This window comes from Varunaivibrio sulfuroxidans (assembly GCF_029318635.1).
Classification (GTDB): Bacteria; Pseudomonadota; Alphaproteobacteria; order Rhodospirillales; family Magnetovibrionaceae; genus Varunaivibrio; species Varunaivibrio sulfuroxidans.
The window spans coordinates 346525-368082 of the sequence record NZ_CP119676.1; the positions used below are offsets into that span (position 1 = coordinate 346525).

Annotated in this window: 18 protein-coding genes and 1 tRNA gene; 13 read left to right on the forward strand and 6 right to left on the reverse strand. The window is 58.2% G+C overall.

Annotated elements, in window-relative coordinates:
- The first annotated feature begins 35 nt into the window (after window positions 1-35).
- On the forward strand, window positions 36-962 hold the full coding sequence (locus P3M64_RS01515; RefSeq protein ID WP_132939596.1) for a LysR family transcriptional regulator: 927 nt from the start codon (window positions 36-38) through the stop codon (window positions 960-962).
- Window positions 963-971: 9 nt separating this feature from the next.
- Here P3M64_RS01515 and P3M64_RS01520 read toward each other — a convergent pair whose 3' ends face one another.
- Together P3M64_RS01520 and P3M64_RS01525 are read right to left on the reverse strand one after the other, a co-directional pair.
- Window positions 972-1397 carry a bacteriohemerythrin gene (locus tag P3M64_RS01520; RefSeq protein ID WP_132939595.1) on the reverse strand — a complete coding sequence of 142 codons (426 nt, stop codon included), beginning with the start codon at window positions 1395-1397 and terminating at the stop codon, window positions 972-974.
- Between the two features lie 142 nt (window positions 1398-1539).
- Window positions 1540-2802 (reverse strand): MgtC/SapB family protein, encoded by a 1263-nt coding sequence (locus tag P3M64_RS01525; RefSeq protein WP_165886364.1) that lies wholly within the window; start codon window positions 2800-2802, stop codon window positions 1540-1542.
- Window positions 2803-2965: 163 nt separating this feature from the next.
- On the opposite strand from P3M64_RS01525, the gene P3M64_RS01530 reads away from it, so the two are divergent.
- Window positions 2966-4576: a CYTH and CHAD domain-containing protein gene (locus tag P3M64_RS01530; protein ID WP_132939593.1), complete on the forward strand. Its 1611-nt coding sequence runs from the start codon at window positions 2966-2968 to the stop codon at window positions 4574-4576.
- A gap of 35 nt (window positions 4577-4611) precedes the next feature.
- Here the strand turns inward: P3M64_RS01530 and uvrA are convergent, their stop codons facing one another.
- Window positions 4612-7470 (reverse strand): excinuclease ABC subunit UvrA, encoded by a 2859-nt coding sequence (uvrA, locus tag P3M64_RS01535; protein WP_132939592.1) that lies wholly within the window; start codon window positions 7468-7470, stop codon window positions 4612-4614.
- Window positions 7471-7727: 257 nt separating this feature from the next.
- Between uvrA and ssb the strand changes: the two genes are divergently transcribed.
- Entirely contained in the window at window positions 7728-8267 is a 540-nt protein-coding gene (gene ssb, locus P3M64_RS01540) for a single-stranded DNA-binding protein (protein WP_132939591.1), read from the forward strand.
- Between the two features lie 73 nt (window positions 8268-8340).
- On the opposite strand, the gene P3M64_RS01545 is transcribed toward ssb, so the two are convergent.
- Window positions 8341-8979, reverse strand: coding sequence for a phosphatase PAP2-related protein (locus tag P3M64_RS01545; protein ID WP_132939590.1), 639 nt, complete (start codon window positions 8977-8979; stop codon window positions 8341-8343).
- A gap of 67 nt (window positions 8980-9046) precedes the next feature.
- On the opposite strand from P3M64_RS01545, the gene P3M64_RS01550 reads away from it, so the two are divergent.
- Genes P3M64_RS01550 through P3M64_RS01560 form a run of 3 tightly spaced genes read left to right on the forward strand, consistent with a single transcriptional unit; the run spans window position 9047 to window position 11660 of the window.
- Window positions 9047-9748, forward strand: a complete 702-nt coding sequence (locus P3M64_RS01550) for a DedA family protein (RefSeq protein WP_132939589.1) — start codon at window positions 9047-9049, stop codon at window positions 9746-9748.
- The gene (locus P3M64_RS01555; protein ID WP_132939588.1) at window positions 9745-10476 is read left to right on the forward strand and encodes a glycosyltransferase family 2 protein; all 732 of its coding nucleotides are present in this window, start codon (window positions 9745-9747) and stop codon (window positions 10474-10476) included. Before P3M64_RS01550 ends, P3M64_RS01555 begins: the two co-directional genes overlap by 4 nt.
- Window positions 10473-11660 carry a glycosyltransferase family 9 protein gene (locus tag P3M64_RS01560; protein WP_132939587.1) on the forward strand — a complete coding sequence of 396 codons (1188 nt, stop codon included), beginning with the start codon at window positions 10473-10475 and terminating at the stop codon, window positions 11658-11660. The genes P3M64_RS01555 and P3M64_RS01560 overlap by 4 nt, the downstream gene beginning before the upstream one ends.
- A gap of 65 nt (window positions 11661-11725) precedes the next feature.
- Here the strand turns inward: P3M64_RS01560 and P3M64_RS01565 are convergent, their stop codons facing one another.
- Window positions 11726-12697: a hydrogen peroxide-inducible genes activator gene (locus tag P3M64_RS01565; RefSeq protein ID WP_322111145.1), complete on the reverse strand. Its 972-nt coding sequence runs from the start codon at window positions 12695-12697 to the stop codon at window positions 11726-11728.
- A 125-nt stretch (window positions 12698-12822) separates the two neighbouring features.
- Here P3M64_RS01565 and P3M64_RS01570 point away from each other — a divergent pair, with 125 nt between their 5' ends.
- The 7 genes from P3M64_RS01570 to P3M64_RS01600 all read left to right on the forward strand — a co-directional run bounded on the left by P3M64_RS01570 (window position 12823) and on the right by P3M64_RS01600 (window position 19711).
- The gene (locus tag P3M64_RS01570; protein ID WP_132939586.1) at window positions 12823-13308 is read left to right on the forward strand and encodes a rubrerythrin family protein; all 486 of its coding nucleotides are present in this window, start codon (window positions 12823-12825) and stop codon (window positions 13306-13308) included.
- Window positions 13309-13358: 50 nt separating this feature from the next.
- A complete protein-coding gene (gene rd, locus P3M64_RS01575) occupies window positions 13359-13520 on the forward strand; it encodes a rubredoxin (RefSeq protein ID WP_132939585.1) in 162 nt (53 codons plus the stop codon).
- A 74-nt stretch (window positions 13521-13594) separates the two neighbouring features.
- Window positions 13595-14788: an NAD(P)/FAD-dependent oxidoreductase gene (locus tag P3M64_RS01580; protein ID WP_243644803.1), complete on the forward strand. Its 1194-nt coding sequence runs from the start codon at window positions 13595-13597 to the stop codon at window positions 14786-14788.
- 123 nt (window positions 14789-14911) lie between these two features.
- Window positions 14912-15901: a CDF family Co(II)/Ni(II) efflux transporter DmeF gene (dmeF, locus tag P3M64_RS01585; protein WP_132939584.1), complete on the forward strand. Its 990-nt coding sequence runs from the start codon at window positions 14912-14914 to the stop codon at window positions 15899-15901.
- Between the two features lie 185 nt (window positions 15902-16086).
- Complete coding sequence (gene gyrA / locus P3M64_RS01590) at window positions 16087-18906, forward strand: DNA gyrase subunit A (RefSeq protein ID WP_407702162.1); 2820 nt, start codon at window positions 16087-16089, stop codon at window positions 18904-18906.
- A gap of 71 nt (window positions 18907-18977) precedes the next feature.
- Window positions 18978-19481 carry a pantetheine-phosphate adenylyltransferase gene (coaD, locus tag P3M64_RS01595; protein WP_132939582.1) on the forward strand — a complete coding sequence of 168 codons (504 nt, stop codon included), beginning with the start codon at window positions 18978-18980 and terminating at the stop codon, window positions 19479-19481.
- A gap of 154 nt (window positions 19482-19635) precedes the next feature.
- Window positions 19636-19711 (forward strand) — tRNA-Lys (locus P3M64_RS01600).
- Between the two features lie 136 nt (window positions 19712-19847).
- Here P3M64_RS01600 and P3M64_RS01605 read toward each other — a convergent pair.
- Window positions 19848-21416, reverse strand: a complete 1569-nt coding sequence (locus P3M64_RS01605) for a short-chain fatty acyl-CoA regulator family protein (RefSeq protein ID WP_165886363.1) — start codon at window positions 21414-21416, stop codon at window positions 19848-19850.
- Window positions 21417-21558 lie beyond the last annotated feature (142 nt).

The following is a 21558-nucleotide window of genomic DNA, read 5'->3' on the forward strand; positions in this document are numbered from 1 at the left end:
GAAAAAATAGAATTGCAATTTAATTGAAAATTAATATGCTTGACCTTCGCGATATTTCCCTTTTCGTGGCGGCGGCGGCGTTGGGCAACCTATCGGCGGCGGGCCGCCGGGTCGGAATGTCCGCGGCGACGGCGAGCCGCCGCCTCGCCGCGTTCGAAGACGTGCTTGGAACGCGATTGCTGTATCGGACCACCCGAAGCATCGCGCTCACGGCGGATGGCGAAGTTTTTTTGCGCCACGCCCAGCGGATTTTGAAGGAAATGGAAACCGCCCGTGAGAGTTTGTCCGCTTACCGCGATACGCCGCGCGGCACGCTTCGAATTACCGCGCCAATCTCTTTTGGCCAGGCCCATATCGCGCCGGCGTTGCCGGATTTTTTGAGCCTGTATCCCGACGTCAACATCGACCTCATCTTGTCGGAATCGCTTTTGGATCTCGTTGACGAGGGTATCGACGTCGCGGTGCGCATTGCGGCGCTCGCGGACTCACGGATGATGTCGCGCAAACTCAGCGGTGTGCGGCGCGTCGTTTGCGCCGCGCCGTCTTACTTGGAACGCCGCGGTCGGCCTTTGTGTCTTGAGGATCTGAAGGCGCACAACTGCCTCGTTTCGTCGGGGCGCGAAACATGGGCGTTCACGCGCCATGGCGTGCGAGAAAATGTCGTGGTTAGGGGAAATGTGCGCAGTAACGACGGCGTCGTGGTGCGGGATCTGGCGCTTCGCGGATTGGGGATCGTGCTCCGTGCGCTGTGGGATGTCGGTCCCTACCTGGCGAGCGGGGAACTGAAAGCCGTGTTGCCGCAATACGAGACGGCGACGCGCGCCGACGTGTGGGCGGTCTATCCCGGCGGCGCGCGACCATCGCCCAAGGTGCGCGCATTCATCGACTACTTGACTCGGCGGTTCGGTCCCGTTCCGTATTGGGAAAAGAATGTACCGCCGGACGTTGGGCCGGAAGCTTAAGGTTGTTTCCTACGAAGGGCTGCGGTGGAGATATGTGCGGATCTTGACGTCATGCGACATAATGTGGCGCAAGACCCAGACATTCAGCATGCTGGCGAGCGGTTCCCAATTCTCGGGCGTACGGCCCTCCTTGATCATCTTCCCGAGTTGTTCGAGTTCTTGGCGCAATGCTTCATGTTGGGTGATGTGCTCCGTGACGTCGGGAAAGCCGATGTTGTGCATGAGCCGTTCCTCGTCGGCGAAATGCGCGACGATGTGATCGTGAACCTTGCGGTAACCGTCGATGACGTGAGCGTGGGTGGCGGCGCCCTCATTCGGGCTTTCCAGAGCCGAAATAAGCGTATTCACCAGTTCGAGAAGTTCCTTGTGCTCGTCGTCGAGCAATGTGATGCCGGTGGTGTATTTTGCTTTCCACCCCATGGTCTTCGCCTTCATGGGACCCCCCCGTTGTCTCTGGAAAAAATAGCTCTCTCCTCGCCTTGCGAAAGAATTACATTTGTCTCATGTTGTTTCAAGTATCTCTATGAGAAATAAGAATAAATTATCTTATAGAGACTATAGAAAGAACGTTATCCCCCTAAAATATCTCTAAAACAACGACACCAGCGGTTGAGGCGACGATCAACAAGGCGAGTAGGGGAAGCGCCATTTTTGGGCCGGCGAGAAATCCGGTGATGACGGCTTTGACAAGGGTGTTGACCACGGTGGCGACAAAGATGGCGTTGGCGGCGAGATTTTCGGTTAGGCCCGTTTTGGTCATTTCCGCGAGCGATAGGGAAATGGCATCGACATCAACCAAACCCGAAATTGCGCCGAGGACGTAAAGCCCGCTGTTCCCGAAATGGATGCGGGCATAATGCGCCAGCAAGGCGACGACGGCCAACAGGAGGGCGAATTTAACGGCGATCGAAATATCGCAGGGGTTGTCGATCTCGATCGGGGCCGCCGCGCCGCGCCGTCGGGATTTATAGAGTAGAAACGCCGTGCCGATGGCGCAAAAAAGAGACATGACGCCAAGGGCGGGGGCGAGCTGAAAGGCCAGGGCGCGGTTGAAAAAGGCGACGATCACGAGAATACGCATGTACATCACCGCCGATGCGATGGCCACCGCGCCGTTCAACATGGGAATGAGTTGTGGGTTTTTATGTGCGATGCGCGCGGCGCCGACGGTCAGCGCGGTCGAGGACGCCAGGCCTCCGAAAAATCCGGTGAGGACGCCCCCCAGTCGCGGCCCCGCGATGCGCATGGCGATGTAGCCGGAAAAAGAAAGACCGGCGACCAGGACCACCATCCACCACATCCGATATGGGTTGAGCACTTCGCCGGGACCGAACCCTTGATTCGGCACGACGGGAAGAACGACGACGGAAATCAACAGCAACTTTATGGCGCTGTCCAGTTCCAGTTTGTTGAGATGTCTGACCCAGCGGTGCAAATACCTTTTGGCGTCCAACAAGGCGACGGTGACGACGCCGCCGGCTGCCGCGAGCGCCATGTTGCCGAGGACGGCATAAACGCCAAGAATGAATACCAGCAGGGCGGCGACCTCGGATGTCAAACCGAAATCTTGGCTGAGGCGACTGGAGTTGACATAGGAAAAGACGAGTAGGACCGCGAACGCGGCTAGGGAAACCCCCAGGACAATGGCGCCGTAACGCATCGTGAGCAAACCGCAGAAACCACCGAGTAGTCCGCTTAGCGCGAAGGTGCGCACGCCGGCGGCGCGCGCGCCGCCGCTCGCCTTGCGTGAGTGCCATCCCCGTTCGATGCCGACCAAAAGGCCGATCCCCAGGGCAAGCGCCAAACGCCCCAATGTTTCCTGATTGGCCAAGAGTTCCATGACTCCAGTATGTTCCCGGTTTCCGGTGTGGTCCAGGGGGTGTTGTCGGATCGGTCGTGGACGCCAGGTTCGCCGAGGTGTTTTTTTGCGACAAAAATGGCTCTTCCCTCTCGAAAGATGCCGCACGATATGATACGAGTAACCCAGGAATGGGGGATATGCCGTGAGCGTGCACGCGCCAGGTGAAAGCCATCCGGACGAACGTCCGGGCATTGAGTTGGAGCTTAAATTCGACCTAAGTCCGGGAGACGTGCGCAAGCTTTGCCGGATGCCGTGGTTGAAGGCGCTTCAGGAAGGCAAGGTGCATCGCCAATCCCTACACGCCCTGTATTTCGACACCCCCGCCCATGATCTTGCCGACCGGCGTATTTCCCTGCGTGTGCGCAAGGAGAGCCGTGCCTATGTGCAGTGCTTGAAATCGAACACCGCATCCGATTGTAACGGGTTTTCCCGTCAAGAAAAGGAATGGCCCGTCAAGCGGGCGCGCCTGGATCCGGATCTGCTGAAAAAAGATACACGGGCCGGGAGGGCGCTGGCGGATATCGATATCGACACCTTGACGGCGGTGTTCGAAACCGACATCACGCGCCAAAGCCGAGTCTTGGTGTGCGCCGACGGCACCCGCATGAAATGTGAGGTTGACCGGGGGCGCATCGTGGCGGGCGATGCCGACGTGACGATCCATGAAATGGAATTGGAATTCGTTTCCGGCGAAATCACCACGTTTTATGATATCGCGCGCAAGATTGCGCAAAGCGTTCCGGTGCGGTTGTCCTTGTGTTCGAAGGCGTGTCGAGGGTTTTCCCTGGCCAGCGGGACCATGCCGCATTGGCAACGCGCGCGCCATCCCAAACCGCGGCGCGGCGCCAGCAATGGCGAGGTCTTGCGAAGCGCGCTGCAGCTGGGGTTGCGCCAGGTACTGGCCAACGCGCCGTGTGTTCTGGCGCGCAGCCACGAGGAAGGCGTCCATCAGATGCGAGTCGCGCTGCGACGCATGCGTTCGGCGTTAAGTCTTTATCGGGGGGGCGTGGGCATACAAAAAACCCGCGATCTGGTGGGGATGATCCGCGAAACCAGCGCCGCCTTGGGCGATGCCCGCGATTGGGACGTCTTTATCGGAACGACGCTACCCGCCGTGCGGTATTCCGAGGCTGCCGCCCCGGGAAGTGAGGCGCTGCTTCGCCGGTCCTCGGCCCTGCGCGACGAGGCCTACGAACGGGCGCAGGCCTACCTCGGTTCGCGTGAATATGGTTGCCTGTTGGTCGAACTGGCGGCATGCTCCACCGTGCACCGCGATGGGGAGAAGGAAATAGGCCCGGACGGCGCGGCGCTTGGTGGGGACGTTGATCTCGGGGCTCCCGCGACGGATTTCGCCTACCGAGTCCTCGCTCGCGGACATGCGCGTCTGATGAAAAGGGGGCGGGGATTAAAAAAATTATCCGCAGCCGATCGCCATCGTTTGCGCATCGCAGTGAAAAAGGCCCGCTATACGAGCGAGCTGTTCGCCTCGTTGTTCGATGCCGATAAGACGCATCCCTACCTCAAGGCCTTGGGACGGCTTCAGGATGTTCTCGGTCATTTGAACGATCGGGTGGTCGCCGAACGCCTGCTTGAACGGGTCGGCGCGGCTACGCCCGCCATCAGGGACAAAAGTTTCCGGCGCGCCGTGGGTGAAGTTTCGGGGTGGTATGGTCATCTACAGGTCAGTCAAGAACAAGAGCTGCTCTCGGCCTGGAAGTCCTTTCGCCGCCGTGCGCCCTTCTGGTCGGCGTAGAAAACGGCCGCTCGAACAAGACCGCCGCCGCCGGCTTACCGCGCGATCCGTTTTTTCTTCTTTTTTGCCGCCGCCAGATAGGGTTTCAGGTAATGCCCGGTGTAGCTTTCCTTGGTGGCGGCGATGGCTTCGGGCGTTCCGGCAACGACGATCTTGCCGCCCTTTGAGCCGCCCTCGGGCCCCATGTCGATGATCCAATCGGCGGTTTTGATGACTTCCAGGTTATGTTCGATGACGACCATGGTGTTGCCGGCGTCAACCAGGGTATGCAAGACTTCGAGTAATTTCTTGATGTCTTCGAAATGCAGGCCCGTGGTCGGCTCGTCGAGGATGTAAAAGGTTTTTCCGGTGGCGCGCTTGGACAGTTCCTTGGCCAGCTTAACCCGTTGCGCCTCGCCGCCCGAGAGTGTCGTCGCCTGCTGGCCGAGGTGGATATAGCCCAGGCCGACCCGTTGCAGGGACATCATCTTGTCGCGGATCGCCGGGACCGCCTTAAAATATTCGACCGCCTCATCGACCGTCAGATCGAGGACGTCGGCGATGGATTTGCCCCGGAACGTCAGTTCCAGGGTTTCGCGGTTGTAGCGTTTGCCCTTGCAGACGTCGCATTGGACATAGACGTCGGGCAGGAAATGCATCTCGATCTTGATCACGCCGTCGCCCTGGCAGGCCTCGCAGCGACCGCCCTTGACGTTGAACGAAAAGCGGCCCGGTTTGTAGCCCCGGCGCTTGGCTTCGGGTAGGCCCGCGAACCATTCGCGGATCGGTGTAAACGCCCCGGTATAGGTCGCGGGGTTGGATCTGGGGGTGCGCCCAATCGGGCTTTGATCGATATCGACGACTTTATCGATCCCTTCGATGCCGGTGATTTCGTCATGGTCGCCGGCGTGCAAACGGGCCCGGTTCAGCCGTTGCGCCAGGGCGTTGTATAGGGTTTCGACGACGAGGCTCGACTTCCCCCCGCCCGAAACGCCGCTGACGCAGGTAAATAAGCCGAGGGGGAAGTCCGCCGTGACATTATCGAGATTGTTGGCCCTGGCGCCCTTGACGCTAAGGAGGCGTTTTTTATCGAACTTGCGCCGCCGTGTGGGTACGGGGATGGAACGGATCCCGGTCAGATATTGGCCGGTCAAACTGTCGGACGCGGCCATCACGTCCTCGGGGGCGCCGCGGGCGATGACCGACCCGCCGTGCACGCCCGCTCCCGGCCCCATGTCGATGAGGTAATCGGCGCTGCGGATGGCGTCCTCGTCGTGTTCGACGACGATCACCGTGTTGCCCAAGTCGCGCAGGCGCATCAGGGTGCCCAACAGGCGGTCGTTATCGCGCTGGTGCAGGCCGATCGACGGCTCGTCTAAGACGTAGAGCACCCCGGTTAGCCCCGAGCCGATCTGCGACGCCAGGCGAATGCGCTGGCTCTCTCCGCCCGACAACGTTCCCGAGGCGCGCGACAAGGTCAGGTAATCGAGGCCGACATTCATCAAAAATCCCAGGCGTTCGTTGATCTCACGCAAGATCCGTTGGGCGATTTCCATCTGCTTGACGCCAAGCTGGCGGGGCAGGTCGGCGAACCACCCGGCGGCCTGTTCGATCGACATTTCGGCAACCTGGGAAATATGCAGACCGGCGATCTTGACGGCCAGCGCCTCGGGTTTGAGGCGATGACCGGCGCAGGTCTCGCACCGCGTCACGGTTTGGTATTTACCCAGTTCGTCGCGCACCCACGACGAATCGGTCTCGCGCCAGCGCCGCTCCATGTTGGGGATGACGCCCTCGAACGGTTTGGCGATTTGATAGGCCTTGCGCCCGTCGTCGTAGCGCATGGTGACGGCATCCTCGCCGCTGCCGTACAGTAAAAGCTGGCGGATCTCGTCGCCCAGGTCCTGCAACGCCGTGGTCAGGGAAAAGCCGAAATGCGCCGCCAGGCTTTCCAGGGTCTGTACGTAATATTGGCTGGTCGAATTGGCCCACGGCGCGATCGCCCCCTGATTGAGGGTCAACCTGTCGTCGGGGATCACCAACGCGGGATCGAAGTACATCTCGGTGCCCAACCCATCGCACGCCGGGCACGCGCCGAAAGGATTGTTGAAGGAAAAGAGGCGCGGTTCGATCTCGTCGATGGTGAAACCCGAAACCGGACAGGCGAACTTGGCGGAAAAGGGGGTACGCGCGCCGCCGGTGGCATTTTCGATAAAGGCGAGGCCGTCGGCCAGGGCCAGGGTGGTCTCCAAGCTGTCGGCGAGGCGCGTCTCGATCCCGTCGCGCACAACCAACCTATCGACGACAATATCGATGTCGTGCTTGACCTTTTTGTTAAGCGTCGGGGTGTCGTCGATCTCGTACAGCGCGCCGTCGATTTTAACCCGCTGAAAGCCGCGTTTGGCGAAATCCTGAAGCTCTTTTTTATATTCCCCCTTGCGTCCGCGCACGATCGGAGCCAACAGCAACAATCGGGCGTTCTCGCCCATCGCCATAATGCGATCGACCATTTGGCTGACGGTCTGACTTTCGATCGGCAATCCGGTGGCGGGTGAATGGGGCACTCCGACGCGGGCGAACAACAGGCGCATGTAATCATAGATTTCGGTCACCGTGCCGACGGTGGAGCGGGGGTTGCGCGAGGTCGTTTTTTGTTCGATGGAAATCGCCGGAGACAACCCTTCGATCGATTCGACATCGGGTTTGGACATCAGTTCGAGAAACTGACGCGCATACGCCGACAGGCTTTCGACGTAGCGTCGCTGTCCCTCGGCGTAGATGGTGTCGAACGCCAGAGACGACTTACCCGACCCGGACAGCCCGGTGATCACGGTCAAGCGATCGCGGGGAATCTCGACGTCGATATTCTTCAGGTTATGTTCGCGCGCACCGCGCACATGGATGGTCTGAACCATGAACTGTTCCGTTTGAGTCTGAGTTGGACGCACGCCGCGAAGAGATAGACCCGAAAGATAGGGGCGTAAAGCGGGCGACGCTCGATTCTTTTTAGAAAAATTGTATGTTCGCTATATGTTCTTTTCAAGGTCTTCTTTCACAGGGTGCCCGAATTATCCACAAGAGGCGTGCGCGCGGCGCAAAGAAAGCTGGTGTGCTCGCGCGCATTGTGTAGACTCCGCAACACGGATTCGAGCTAAGGACGAGAGGGTTTCAGATGGCCGGTAGCGTGAACAAAGTGATTTTGGTGGGCAACCTGGGACGCGATCCCGAAGTGCGTTTTTCCCAGGACGGCAAGAAGATCGTCAACATGAGCATCGCCACTTCGGAAAGCTGGCGCGATCGCAACAGCGGCGAACGGCGGGAAAAAACGGAATGGCATCGTGTCGTCATTTTTTCCGAAGGCCTCGCCAATGTTGCGGAAAAATATCTGCGCAAGGGATCGAAGGTATACCTTGAAGGCGCGCTGCAAACCCGCAAGTGGACCGGCAATGACGGCGTCGAAAAATACACCACGGAAATCGTTTTGCAGGGCTTTAACTCCAACCTGACCATGCTCGACGGTCGGGGCGAGAGCGGCGGCGCGGGGGGCTCCGGTTCCGGGTTTGGCGGCGATGACGGATTTTCCGGCGGCCGTTCCGGCCCCGACTGGGGCGGCCCCGATCAGGGCGGCGCGTCCGGCGGAGGAACGGGGAGCGCCGGCGGCAGCGCTGGAAACGTTCCCGGCGGCGATCTGGACGATGAAATTCCTTTCTGATCTCAGCCTGTCAAAAAACATTAAGAAAAACGCGAAACCCCTTGCGGTTTCGCGTTTTTTTATCCGCGTCCCTTCACGGCCCGTCGCGGAAAATGCGCCGATCGGCGGCGAAGAATTTCTCGGCCAGTTGGGCGATCGTGTAGGTAATAAAAAAGGCGGAAAGAACGTCTATCGAATAGTGGTAATGCGCCATCAAGACGATCGCGGCGAAGAAAAGTGAGGCGAGGATAAACAGGATGCGTAGGCGAAAGTTCTCCCAAAAGATAAGCGCCATGAGAAAGGGAAGCCCGGTATGGCCGGAGAAAAAGAGGTCTCCGCCAAAGGTGAAATCCTCGATCAAATTGGAATCGATCGGCGCCTCGACGGGGAACGGTCCGATATGGGTGAGGGTGATGAAGACCGAACGCACGAGCACGAAAAGCGCGACCGTCTTAAGGGTAAAGGGGATTTTACTAGGGTTGAGCATGCAGATCAGCATGACGAAGGCCCAAAAGACGACAGAACCGTATACGAAAAACCCATCGACATCGTAGGTTGGGATGTTATTCAAGATGATGTCGGTGACGGCGTTGCTGGCCTTTTCGGTGGCGTAGGTGCCCGCATAGTAGTTGATCGTCAAGCTGAGGCCGAGCAGGGCTACGGAAACGAGAATGGAGAAAATGAAACTTGGATTTTTCAGGCAGGATTTGTATCGCTCAATATATAAGTGCATTGTGTTGGTTCGATCTCTTCAATTTTCGGCTCTATTGCCGCGACTTAAAATGGTGAATGCGTAAACCATGGAATGGTCGCTTGGCATCCTCGTTAAATATAAATATCTGGTGCTTCTCCCCCTCGGTATGATTGAGGGGCCTTTGATCGCATTGATTGCGGGTTTTCTATCCCATTCCGGGGTTCTCGATTTTTGGTTGGCATATGCAATCCTTATCCTGGGAGATATCATTCCCGATGCGCTTTTTTATGCGCTGGGCTACTATGGAGGAAAGATCGATCTCGTGAATACATACCTTTCCGGGGAAAAGGTAAAGGGGCTGGGGAGGTTGTGGACGCGCCACGGACGTCTCACCATGTTCTTCGGAAAGTTAGCATATGGGATGGGCTTACCCTTTCTCGCAAGTGCCGGGGCGGTCAAACTTCCTTTTGGGAAATTCATCCAATACGCGGCGCCGGTCACATTTTTTCAATATGGCGTATTGATGGTGCTCGGTTACGTGCTGGGAAACTCTTACGCGATGGCGCTGAATTACGTCGATCTGGCGTATTTCGCGCTCGCCGGTGGCGTGATAGCCTTTATCATCGTTCATGTCGCCGTCGGCAGGTATGCGCGCCATAAAATTGACGTTATGGAAGAAGAAGTTCTCGAAAAAAACGATGCCCTCGGGAAAGAAGATGGGGCTATTTGCGAAGCAGACGACGAGGGCGAAAAACACCCCCATGCGCCGAATGATCGGGAAACAAGGGAACGCAACGGCAAAAGATGACCCGAACAAATCAATATTCGACGGCCACCGCCTCGGAGGTTACCATTTCATGTATCGTTCCCGCCTTTAATGAGGAACGTTCGGTCGCCAGAATTCTCGAAGCGATCGCCGCCGTGGGCGACGAGCTTGAGGAAATCATCGTGGTGGACGACGGGTCGAGCGACGCCACCTGCGATATCGTGCGCGAAACCATGCAGCGTTACGAGACCGTGCGGCTTATCGCGCAGGATCGAAACCGCGGAAAAAGTTGCGCCGTGGCGCGCGGCGTGCGTGAGGCGAGGGGCGCATACGTGCTTTTCCTCGACGCCGACTTGATCGGTCTGACGGCGCGGGGCATTCGCGATTTAATCGCGCCGATCCGTGGCGGCGAGGCGGATGTCGCCATAAGTATGCGGGAAAACACGCCCTTGTGGATGAAAATGGGGGGGCTGGATATCATGAGCGGCGAACGCGTGTTGCCACGTGCTCTGTGCGACGCGCACTTGGACGAATTGGAGGCGATGTCCAGTTTCGGGCTTGAAGTGTTTTTGAACCGTCTCGTCGTGAGTCGCAAATTGCGCTTGCGCACGGTTATGTTAGATGGGGTTCTTAACGATTTTAAATTCCACAAAAGAGGGTTTTGGCGCGGCGTTCGCGGCGAACTGCTTATGTGGCGTGATATCTTTCAGACGGTTTCGTTCTTTGAGTTTGTCGTTCAAATCGTCCGTATGCGAAAGTTACTGGTATGAGCGCGGCGAAAAAGCCACGGCTACGGTTTAATTCGGAATATTTTAAGCTGTGGAAGGAGGTTATTTTCCTTCTTCTTTTGAATGTTACGAAAAAACCGCAAAGCGACGGCAATGGGCGCATTCTTATCGTCAACCCCTGTCTGATTGGCGAGTTTGGTGCATCCGTCCCAGCCATTAGGGATTTCATCGCACGTCATCCAAAGACGCCGGTTGACCTTGTGGTAACGGGTGCGGCGCGTCCCCTCGCGGAGAGGATCATCGGCGTGGAGAGGGTCTATGTCACGCTTTCGGTGTACGGACGCGAAAGAGCGATTGCTCAAGAAAACATGACGCCGCCGGATGGGTATGAAAAAATAATTGCCTTGCGTATGAGCCCGGAGGCGTTTGCCTTGGTCAAGAACGTCCGCGCCAAGGCCTTGTGCACGTCATTTCGATTTTTCCTGCGCTACGGTCTACATCTGTCGTTTTGTCTGATTCGGGGCAAGACTCCGAAGCAGTGGAGGGCCGTTAATTTCGAAATGCTCGGTGGCGTCGCCGGATGCGCGCCGCCGCCGGACATGCATTTCGGTGAGATGTTCGCCCCAACCGTCCAAGATTACCGGGTCAGGGGGCGTATCGCCTCTTTCGCGCAGGGTGAAAAAACGGTGATCGTGCACACGGGAACGCCCTGGGTGATGAAACGTTTTCCCAACGAACGGTGGATCGACGCCTTGCGGAAGATCGCCGATAGCGGTCCGTATCGGTTTATTTTTATCGGTACGGAGGGGGATCGCGTGGATTATACGCATATCGCCGAGCGGATTGATGCGCCGACCCTTTCGTTGATCGGCGATATCAACCTTGCCGAACTGATGGTCGTTCTCGACGAGGGCGATTATTTTATCGGTATCGACAGCGGGCCTGCGACCCTTGCCCATCTCGTCGATATTCCCAGCCTCATCATTTTCGGTCCTGGCCCGCATATGTACCTGCCCTACAATCCTCGTGACGTTTTTCTCGATCGTTCGCGTGGGCGCGGCTTATCGCAGATGTTCTTCAGTTCACGGCGCAATAGCCTGATTGAAAAAATCAGCGCCGACGACGTCGTCGGCGCCTTTGTCGATCTTGTCGCCAAGGTTGGCGACGATCGCGCCGGTCCGCGCCGGACATTAGGCCCGCGCGCTCGTGCGCGCGCCGCGCGTTAGGCCCCCCCCCCGCGCATCGCGCGTTAGACCCCCCCCGCGCATCGCGCGTTAGACCAATAATCCGATCATGACCGTCGCTCCGATTTTTTGGAGGGAAGGTCTCCGGCGGGATATTTTGCGTTAAAGTCGGCTAGCGCACGGCGAAGAAAATCGGCGAGTAAATTCATTTCTTTCTTATGGCGCGAGGAGCGCCGCCAAACTAATCCCAGATACCGCGGCGCGGACGTTCCTCCCAGGGGGCGTACGACAATATCCGCGGTGCGCACGATTTCCGAATTGAGGGCGATCTCAGGCAAAAAGGTCACCCCCAAGCCGTTGGCGACCATTTGCACCAGGGTCAACAGGCTGGTCGCCTGAAACGCCTCGGGCCGTTTTTTTGCGTCTTCCAGGTGGCAGGCGCTGAGGGCGTGATCGCGCAGACAATGACCGTCCTCAAGCAACAGCAAATCATCAACTAAGATCGCCCCGGCGTCGATCGCCGCGCCCTTGCCCACGGAGCGGACCAAGGAATGGTCTTTCGGACAGGCGACCCAGAACGGGTCCTCGGCGAGAACGACGCTTTCCATGCCGCCCAACTCGTAGGGCAGGGCGAGCAGGGCGGCGTCGAGGTCGCCCGATTGCAGATTTTCCAGCAGGCGCGCGGTTTGTTCCTCGCGCAGGTACAGGCGCAAATCGGGGTAGGCGTGGCGTAATTCGGGAAGCACCCACGGCAGCACGAACGGCCCGATGGTGGGAATAACCCCAAGACGAAACCGTCCCGACAGGGGAAGCGTGTCGCCTTTCGCCGCATCCACGAGCGATTCCGCACGGTTCAAAACGTCCTTGGCCTGGGCCGCGATATCGCGCCCTAGGGGGGTGGGTAAGACCTTACGTTTCGTCCGTTCGATCAGGGCCGCGCCCAAAATGTGTTCAAGGTCCTGAATTCCCGCGCTGAGGGTCGATTGGGTGACGAAGCATCGCTGTGCCGCCTGGCCAAAATGGCGCAGATCGACCACCGCCACAAGATACTGGAGCTGGCGCAGGGTGGGGAGAATCATAATCGTTTTTTCCAATCACAGAAATATAAATAATCGGTTGGATCGAATATAAACGATCTGTCATCTTCCTTCCAGAGCCAAAACGCACGACGCGTCGCGGCGCAACGAACGAAAGGAAATTGACGATGAGCAGTAATCCCAAATCGGTCACGATCGAAAATTTGGAAGCGGCCTTTGCCGGCGAATCCATGGCTAACCGTAAATACCTGTATTTCGCTCGGCGTTGTCGGGAGTTGGGGGCAGGCGATGTCGCCGAAGTTTTTGAAAAAACCGCCGAGCAGGAGACGGCCCACGCCTTCGGTCATCTCGAATTGCTTTACCCGTCCAAGGAATTGAGCGTCGAGAAGATGCTCGAACTGGCGATCGAAGGGGAAACCTACGAATACACCGAGATGTACCCCAAGTTCCGCCACCTGGCGATGGAGGAGAAAAACGACGCCGCAGTCAAGGAAATGGACGAGCAGATCGAAGAATCGAAAGAGCACGCCGAAATGTTCGCCGCGGTTCTCGATAAGGCGGCAAAGCGCTTCGCCGCCTTGGCCAAGGTTGAAGAACGCCACGCCAATCACTACAGCGAAACCTTGAAAAAGACGCGCGCTAAAAACGACTAAGCCACCGCGCCGAACGCCCTTCGAGGCCTGGAAACGAAAGAGAGAGAAACATGAAAAAGTATATTTGCGTCGTTTGTAACTACGTCTACGACCCAGCCCAGGGAATGCCCGAGGACGGTATCGCTCCGGGCACCGCCTTCGAGGATATTCCCGACGATTGGTGTTGCCCCGACTGCGGCGTTTCCAAAGAAGATTTTGAACCGATGGATTGAGCGCGCACCGATGGCCCCACTTTGGGGTCATCGGTTTCCCTACGTGGCGGAACTTAAGACGAGGAGCGATAGGTATGAGTATGCAAAAAAACCGAAAAAAAGAAGAACTGGTGATCGTCGGCAGCGGGATGGCGGGCTACACGCTTATCCGCGAACTGCGCAAACGAGATAGCAAGCGGCCGATCACCCTGATCAGCGCCGATGATGGGGCGATGTACTCCAAGCCGATGCTCTCCAACGCCTTCGCCCAGGGCAAGGTTCCCGCGCAACTGGTGCAGAAAGCATCCATCGATGCGGCGCAAGACTTGAACGTCACGATTAAGGCCGAAACCCGTGTCGAGGCCATCGACCGACGCGCCAAGACGATCACGCTGAACCGGGGAAATGGTCGGCGCGAACGATTAAGCTACGCGACCTTGGTGCTCGCCATGGGTGCGGATCCGCGGACATACCGAGTCGAAGGGGACGACGCCGTTCCCGTGATGATGGTCAACGACTTGGGCGATTATCGACGTTGGCGGGAACGAATCGGGAAAAACAGCCGGATATTGCTGATTGGGGCGGGCCTGATCGGCTGCGAATTCGCCAACGATTTGGCGTTGGGTGGCCACGAGATTACCGTGCTCGATCCCGCGTCCTGGCCGCTGTCGCGTCTGGTTCCCCAGGAAATGGGCGCGCTTCTCGGCGAAGCCCTGACGGAAGCCGGGGTTAATCTGCATATGGAAAATTCCGCGATCCGTATGGAAAAGGGAACCGGAGGAAATATCGCCCATCTTCAAGATGGACGGAAAGTTGTTTTCGATCATGCCTTATCGGCGATCGGCCTGCTGCCCCGCACCCAACTGGCCCGGGACGCGGGGTTGGACGTGGCGACGGGAATCAGCGTCGATGAAAATTTGCGCACCAGCGATCCTCATATTTACGCCCTCGGCGATTGTTGCGAGACCGAGGCCGGCGTGCAGCCTTTCGTCCTGCCGTTGATGGCCCAGGCGCGCGCCTTGGCGAAGGTCCTGTCGGGAGATGATGCGCGCCTGGAGATGGCGGCGATGCCGGTGACGGTAAAGACGCCCTGTCTGGCGCTCGTCGTCTGCCCACCCCAACCCGGGGCGCAGGGGAAATGGGTCCTGACGGAACGTTCGGGACGGGACTGCGCGGCCCTATTCGAAGGCGGCGGCGGCGTCCCCCTGGGGTTTGCCCTGAGCGGATCGCAAACCGCACGGCGGCAGGCTTTGGCCAAGACAATGCCGGCGCTTCTCGGCGCAGGATGACCGTGGGGGAGAGGGCGTTGCATCCCTCCCCCTCGATCTTATTTCTCGGGTGCGCTTCGATGGCGTAAAGTGATCGTATCGCAGCAAGAGTTAGATGGCTTTTCGTGAGAAATTAAGGACGCCATGCACAGCAAAACGATAGAACGCTTGAGGCACGAGCATGAGTTCATCGACCTGGAATCGATCCGTGACGGACGACGGCGCGTGAGCATCGTGATCGTCCTGACCGTTGTCACCATGGCGCTCGAAATCGCGGCGGGGACCGTTTTCAATTCGATGGCTCTGCTGGCCGATGGTTGGCACATGGCGAGCCACGCCGGCAGTCTGGGGATCGCCCTGTTCGCCTACGTCTATGCTCAGCGTCATGCCGCCAACCCCAGCTTTACCTTTGGCACCGGCAAGGTCGAATACCTGGGGGCCTTCGCCAGCGCCGTCGCCCTGGCCATGGTCGCCGTGCTGATTGCATGGGATTCGCTGTCCCGCCTGTTGGCGCCGCTGACCATCCGCTATGACGAGGCGATGGCGGTCGCCGCGCTCGGCCTGGTCGTTAATCTCGTTTGCGCCGCGATCCTGCACGGGGGAACGGGGGGACATACCCACGACCATCCCCACGACCATCCCGTCTCCCACGCCGCCGGAGAAGCTCACGGCTCGGGGCCTCATCACACCGACCAGAACCGCCGGGCGGCCTATCTGCACGTCCTCGCCGACGCCCTGACGTCTATCCTCGCGATCGCCGCCCTGTTGATGGGGCGGTTATTCGGCTGGGCTTGGTTGGATGCGGTGATCGGCATGGTGGGCGCGGCGATGATCGCACGGTGGGCCGTCACGTTGATGCGCGATAGCGCGCGGGTCTTGGTCGATGGCGACGTCGATGCACATACCGTCGAACGGGTGCGCCGGTTGATTGAGTCCGATGCCGATAACAAAATTTCCGATTTACATATATGGAAGATCGGGGCGGGTCATTTGGGGGCGGTGATCTCGGTCGTCACCCACCACCAACGTCCACCCGCCCATTACAAGGCGTTGCTGAAAGAAGTGCGGGATCTATCCCATGTTACCGTGGAAATTTTGCCCTGTGAAGAAGAGGCGTGCATGTCGAATGATTAAGGGGCGGGAGGGGCTTTCGTGGGGATGTTTTTCCACCACTCGGTGTGTCTGAAAGTCTCCCGCCGTCGGAGCGTGGCGAGGTTGAGGTCCCGCACGTGTCATGCTACAGTTGTGGGCTAGAATTCGCCTCTGTGAGCGGCCCGATTCAGGGCCGTTTATATCATTGAAAGCATTGGATAAAAGTCTTGACGTCTGATCCGACCTCTTTGCCGCCCATTTCAGATTCTCCCATCGCGACAATCGCGATCGAAGACGAGATGCAGACCTCATATCTGGATTACGCGATGAGCGTAATCGTCAGCCGCGCCTTGCCCGACGTCCGCGACGGTCTTAAGCCCGTGCACCGGCGCATTATCCATTCCATGAACGAGAGCGGATTCGACGCGACCAAGCCGTTTCGCAAGTCGGCGCGCATCGTCGGTGACGTCATGGGTAAGTACCACCCGCATGGCGATTCGGCGATTTACGACGCCATGGTGCGCATGGCGCAGAATTTTTCGATGCGTCTGCCGCTGATCGACGGTCAGGGCAACTTCGGTTCGATGGACGGCGACCGGGCGGCGGCGATGCGCTATACCGAGGCGCGCATGGCCCATTCGGCGCACGCCCTGGTCGCCGATATCGACAAGGACACCGTCGATTTTCGCGCCAACTATGATGAAAGCGCGCATGAACCAACGGTGCTTCCGGCCCGCTTTCCCAATCTTCTCGTCAACGGAGCGGGTGGTATCGCGGTCGGCATGGCGACCAATATCCCGCCGCACAACCTGGGTGAGGTGATCGACGCCTGCATGGCCTTGATCGACGACCCCGATCTGTCCATCGACGCCCTGACGGCGTATGTTCAGGGACCTGATTTCCCGACCGGAGCGTCCATCTTGGGGCGTCAGGGGATTTATTCCGCCTATCACACCGGACGCGGTTCGGTGATCATGCGCGGCCGGGCGACGATCGAGGAAATCCGCAAGGACCGCGAGGCCGTGGTCATCACCGAAATACCCTATCAAGTCAATAAGTCGCGCATGGTCGAGATCATGGCCGAGTGCGTGCGCGACAAAAGGATCGAGGGAATTTCCGACATTCGCGACGAGTCCGATCGTCACGGCGTACGCGTGGTGGTCGAGGTCAAGCGCGACGCGATGGCCGAGATCGTCCTCAATCAGCTTTATCGCTATACCCCGCTGCAAACCAGCTTCGGCATCAACATGCTGGCGCTGAACGGCGGCCGACCGCAGTTGATGAACTTAAAGGACGTGCTTCAGGCGTTCGTCGATTTCCGTGAAGAAGTGATCCGACGGCGCACTATTTTTCTTTTGTCCAAGGCGCGCGACAGGGCGCATGTCTTGGTCGGTTTGGGAATCGCGGTGGCGAATATCGACGAGGTCATCGCCCTGATCCGCAAGGCTCCCGACTCGACAATTGCCCGCGAGCAATTGATGGCGCGTTCATGGCCCGCCAGCGATGTCGCCCCCTTGATTGCGTTAATCGATGAGCCGGGACGCCAGGTTGAAGATGGCGGCGTTTATTGGCTTTCCGAGGTCCAGGCCAAGGCCATCTTGGAACTGCGCCTACAGCGCCTGACCGGGCTGGAACGCGATAAAATCGCCGGTGATTTGCGCGATTTGGGCGCCGAGATCGAAAGCTATCTGGAGATACTGGATTCCCCGGGCAGGTTGCGCGATGTGATGCGCGAAGAACTGTTGGAAATGCGCGACAAGTTCGCCACCCCTCGGCGCACGGCGTTGGAAGACAGCGAATTCGAACACGATATTGAAGACCTTATCCAGCGTGAAGACATGGTGGTCACGGTGACCAATACGGGCTATGTCAAGCGGGTGCCGCTATCGACCTATCGCGCCCAGCGCCGGGGCGGAAAGGGACGTTCGGGGATGAGCACCCGGGATGAAGATTTCGTCAATAAGGTATTTGTCGTCAATACCCATACGCCGGTTTTGTTCTTCTCTTCCAATGGCATGGTCTACAAAATGAAGGTCTACAAGCTGCCTCTGGGCAGTCCGCAGGCCCGGGGGCAGGCGATCATCAATTTGCTGCCGCTGGACAAGGGTGAGACGATCACCACCTTGATGCCGCTGCCCGAGGATGAAAGCACATGGTCGGACATGTTCGTCATGTTCGCCACCGCGTCGGGCGGGGTGCGGCGCAACCGCCTGTCGGATTTCGTCAACGTCAAGTCGAACGGTAAAATCGCCATGAAACTCGACGAAGGCGAACAGCTCGTCGGGGTCAAGGTTTGCGGCGAGGATGACGACATCTTGCTCGCGGCGCAGGGTGGAAAATGCATCCGCTTCCCGGTGACGGCTGTGCGCGTTTTCGCCAGCCGGGCGTCGTCCGGAGTGCGTGGCATGCGCCTAGGGGCGAAGGATCGGGTGATTTCGATGTCGATTCTCAGGCATGTCGATTTCGATACCGACGAACGCGATGCCTATTTGAAAATTTCGAACGCCCAAAGGCGCGCCGAAAATGGTGGGAATGGGGGAGAGGACGACGGAGAATCCGTCGCGCCCGATTTCGCTCAAAGCTTATTGAGCGCCGAGCGTTTCGACGAAATGGCGCGCGACGAGCAATTCCTCTTGAGTATTACGCAAAACGGTTACGGCAAGCGCACATCGGCGTACGAGTACCGAATAGCAGGACGTGGCGGGCAGGGGATCACCAATATCGAAACTTCCTCGCGCAATGGTCCCGTGGCGGCGTCGTTCCCGGTGGAGGCCACCGATCATGTGATGATGGTGACCGACGGCGGCAAGTTGATCCGCACCGGTGTCGCCGAGGTGCGCATCGCCGGGCGCAATACCCAGGGCGTGACCTTGTTCAAGATAGCCAAGGGCGAAAAAGTCGTCTCGGTGACCCGTCTACACGAAGACGAGGATGAAGACGACGGCGCCGAGGAAACCGGCGGGGACGCGCCATCCACGGAAGCGGGGAACGAAGATGCGGGGACGCCTTCCGATGGTTCGCCCGGGGACGGGATTTCGTCGGAATAAATCGTTTCCCGACATTCCTCGTCGAGCGATGTCGGTAAGGCGGAACCAACCGTGATCAGGGAGAAAATACTATGACGGGACAGCGTACCGGGGTTTACCCCGGCACCTTCGATCCGGTGACCAACGGCCATTTGGATATCATCGCGCGGGCGACCCGGATCGTCGATCGCTTGATCGTCGCCGTGGCGGTGAACGACGGCAAAGATCCGCTGTTTGCGGTCGATGATCGAGTCGCCCTGTTGAACGAGGAAATCGCGACCTTGGGCGAGGACCGCCGCGCACGGATCGAGGTCGTGGCGTTCGATTCCCTGCTGGTCAAATTCGTACAAGATATGTCGGCCAACGTGATCGTGCGTGGATTGCGCGCGGTTTCCGATTTTGAGTACGAATTCCAGATGGCGGGGATGAATTCCCGGCTCGACCCAAGTTTGGAGACCGTTTTCCTGATGTCCGCCGATCGCTATCAGTTTATCTCGTCGCGATTCGTCAAGGAAATCGCGCGCCTGGGCGGCGATATCGAACATTTCGTTTCACCCAGGGTCGCCCAAAAGGTACGCGAGCGCTTCGACCTATAACGGGGCGGGTCCTTTTTTCGCCTTTCTTCGGCTTTTCCACGATGAGGTCGTTTTCGGGTATTGACCGCGAAGCCGCGGATGCTTAAGTTCCGCCCACCAACGCGCGCGTTACCCCGCCAAAGCCCAAGGGGGTATTCGTGCGGTTCTTTTTTAAGGGCACTTAGCTCAGTTGGTAGAGCATTCGACTTTTAATCGAACGGTCGCAGGTTCGAATCCTGCAGTGCCCACCAATTTCACGAAGCCCTCGGATTTTTTCGGGGGCTTTGTTTTTTTTGAGTCCGATGCCATTGGACTCAAATGTGTGGAGAAATCAAACCGCAACAAAAAGAGAGACCGGGGTCGATCCGCTGGAGGCGACCGGAAGCCTTAAGTATCGCCGATGCCGGGCGATATATTGCGCCAGTTGTCCGGCTGTTCGGTTTGAGCTTTTGGAGGTGGGGCGGCGGCGCGTTGGGCGCAACCCGATCGCGTACACAGCCTACAGGCGACGCCGATGGGAACGGCCACGGTAGGCGATTGAGTGTCCAGGCCGTCGGCATAGACCATCCGTTTGGCTTGGCTGATTTCGCAGCCGATGCTGATCGAATAAAAACTCTTATCCTGCCCATATCCGAGGCTCGGCTTGGAGACCGCCTTGGCGATCGAAAAAAAGCGGCTGCCATCGTTCATTTCGCCGATTTGCCGACAGATTTTCCCCGGCGTCAAAAAAGCGCGGTGCATGACCCATTTCGGGCATGCGCCGCCGTAGCGCGGGATACGCAGGCCCGAGGCGCTGAACCGTTTGGAGATGTTACCCGCCATATCGACGCGAACAAAATGCATGGGAATTCCGGCGGCGCCGGGGCGTCTCAGGGTGACCAGACGGTGGGCGATTTGCTCGAAGCTGGCGTTGAAGCGGTGTTGCAGGCGCTCCAGGTCGTAACGGGTTTCCTCGGCGGCCTCTAGGAAGGCGTCGTAGGGCAGCAAGCACGCGCCCGCGAAATAATTGGCCAGGGCGCCCTGCGCCTTCAGACGGGCCTGGGGACTCGTCAGTTCCGAGGCCTCGGTGTCGCTCAAGCGTTCGAGGAGGGGGGCGTGGCAAAGGTGACCGATCAACAGCGTCAGGTGGAAATTGACGCTGGGCGGCGACAGCGACATCGACAGAACCAGATGGCGTTTGGTCTGATCGAAAATGGAAACGCGGCTCTGGTGGGTGTCGGTGGTTGCGATTTCGACGCTAACCCCATGTTTTTCCATAAGATAACTAATTAGGCGCGCACGCACGGAAAGCCCGTCCATCCCCGCTTCGCGGCGTAAATCCTGGGCGGCGACCTCCAGGTCGTCGAAGTAATTGTTGTGCGCCTGCATGAAATCTGTGACCGCTTCGTTGGGGGACGTATTGACGGCCTTGGCGGTCATGCCCTCGCCGGAAACGAGATCGACCATAGTATTGACGGTCTGGGTGAGATTTTCGCTTTCCCCAAGAACGATTTTGAGAAAATTCTGCCGCTCGTGGGGGGGCAAATCGACGTTGTCGTGGAGAATCTCGGAAAACGAGACGATCGACGTCAATAGCGTGCGCAGGCGATGAGTGTTGGTGGCTAAAAGAGAATCCTGGGAAAGCCGTTCGTTGAGATTTTGATAGTCCTCTTGGATCGTGCGGAAGGCGTTGTAGGTCTTGGATAGAGCGACGCCAATCGACGGATGTTCGCTCGCGATCGCATTAATTTCCCGCTCGTCTATGGAAAGATCCTCGAACATTGGATCTTTCAGAATTTCGGTAAGTTCGGCGATCGACTTGGTTTCGTTTTGCGTGGCGAAAATTTGCGGAGAAACGTTGAGCGCCGCGCTGATTCGAAGCAAAAGATGGACGGTGAGATTGCGCTGGTTATGCTCGATCAAGTTCAGATAACTCGACGAAATGCCCAAGCGTTCGGCGAGTTGGACCTGACTCATGGATCGGTCCATACGCAGGCGTCTGACCTTATGACCGAGAAGTGGCGTTTTGGACATTGGGTTTATCTTCTTGGGTTGGGAATTGTGATTTTACAATATTTTCATTTTTACAAAAAAATAATTTTCATATTTACATGAAAAT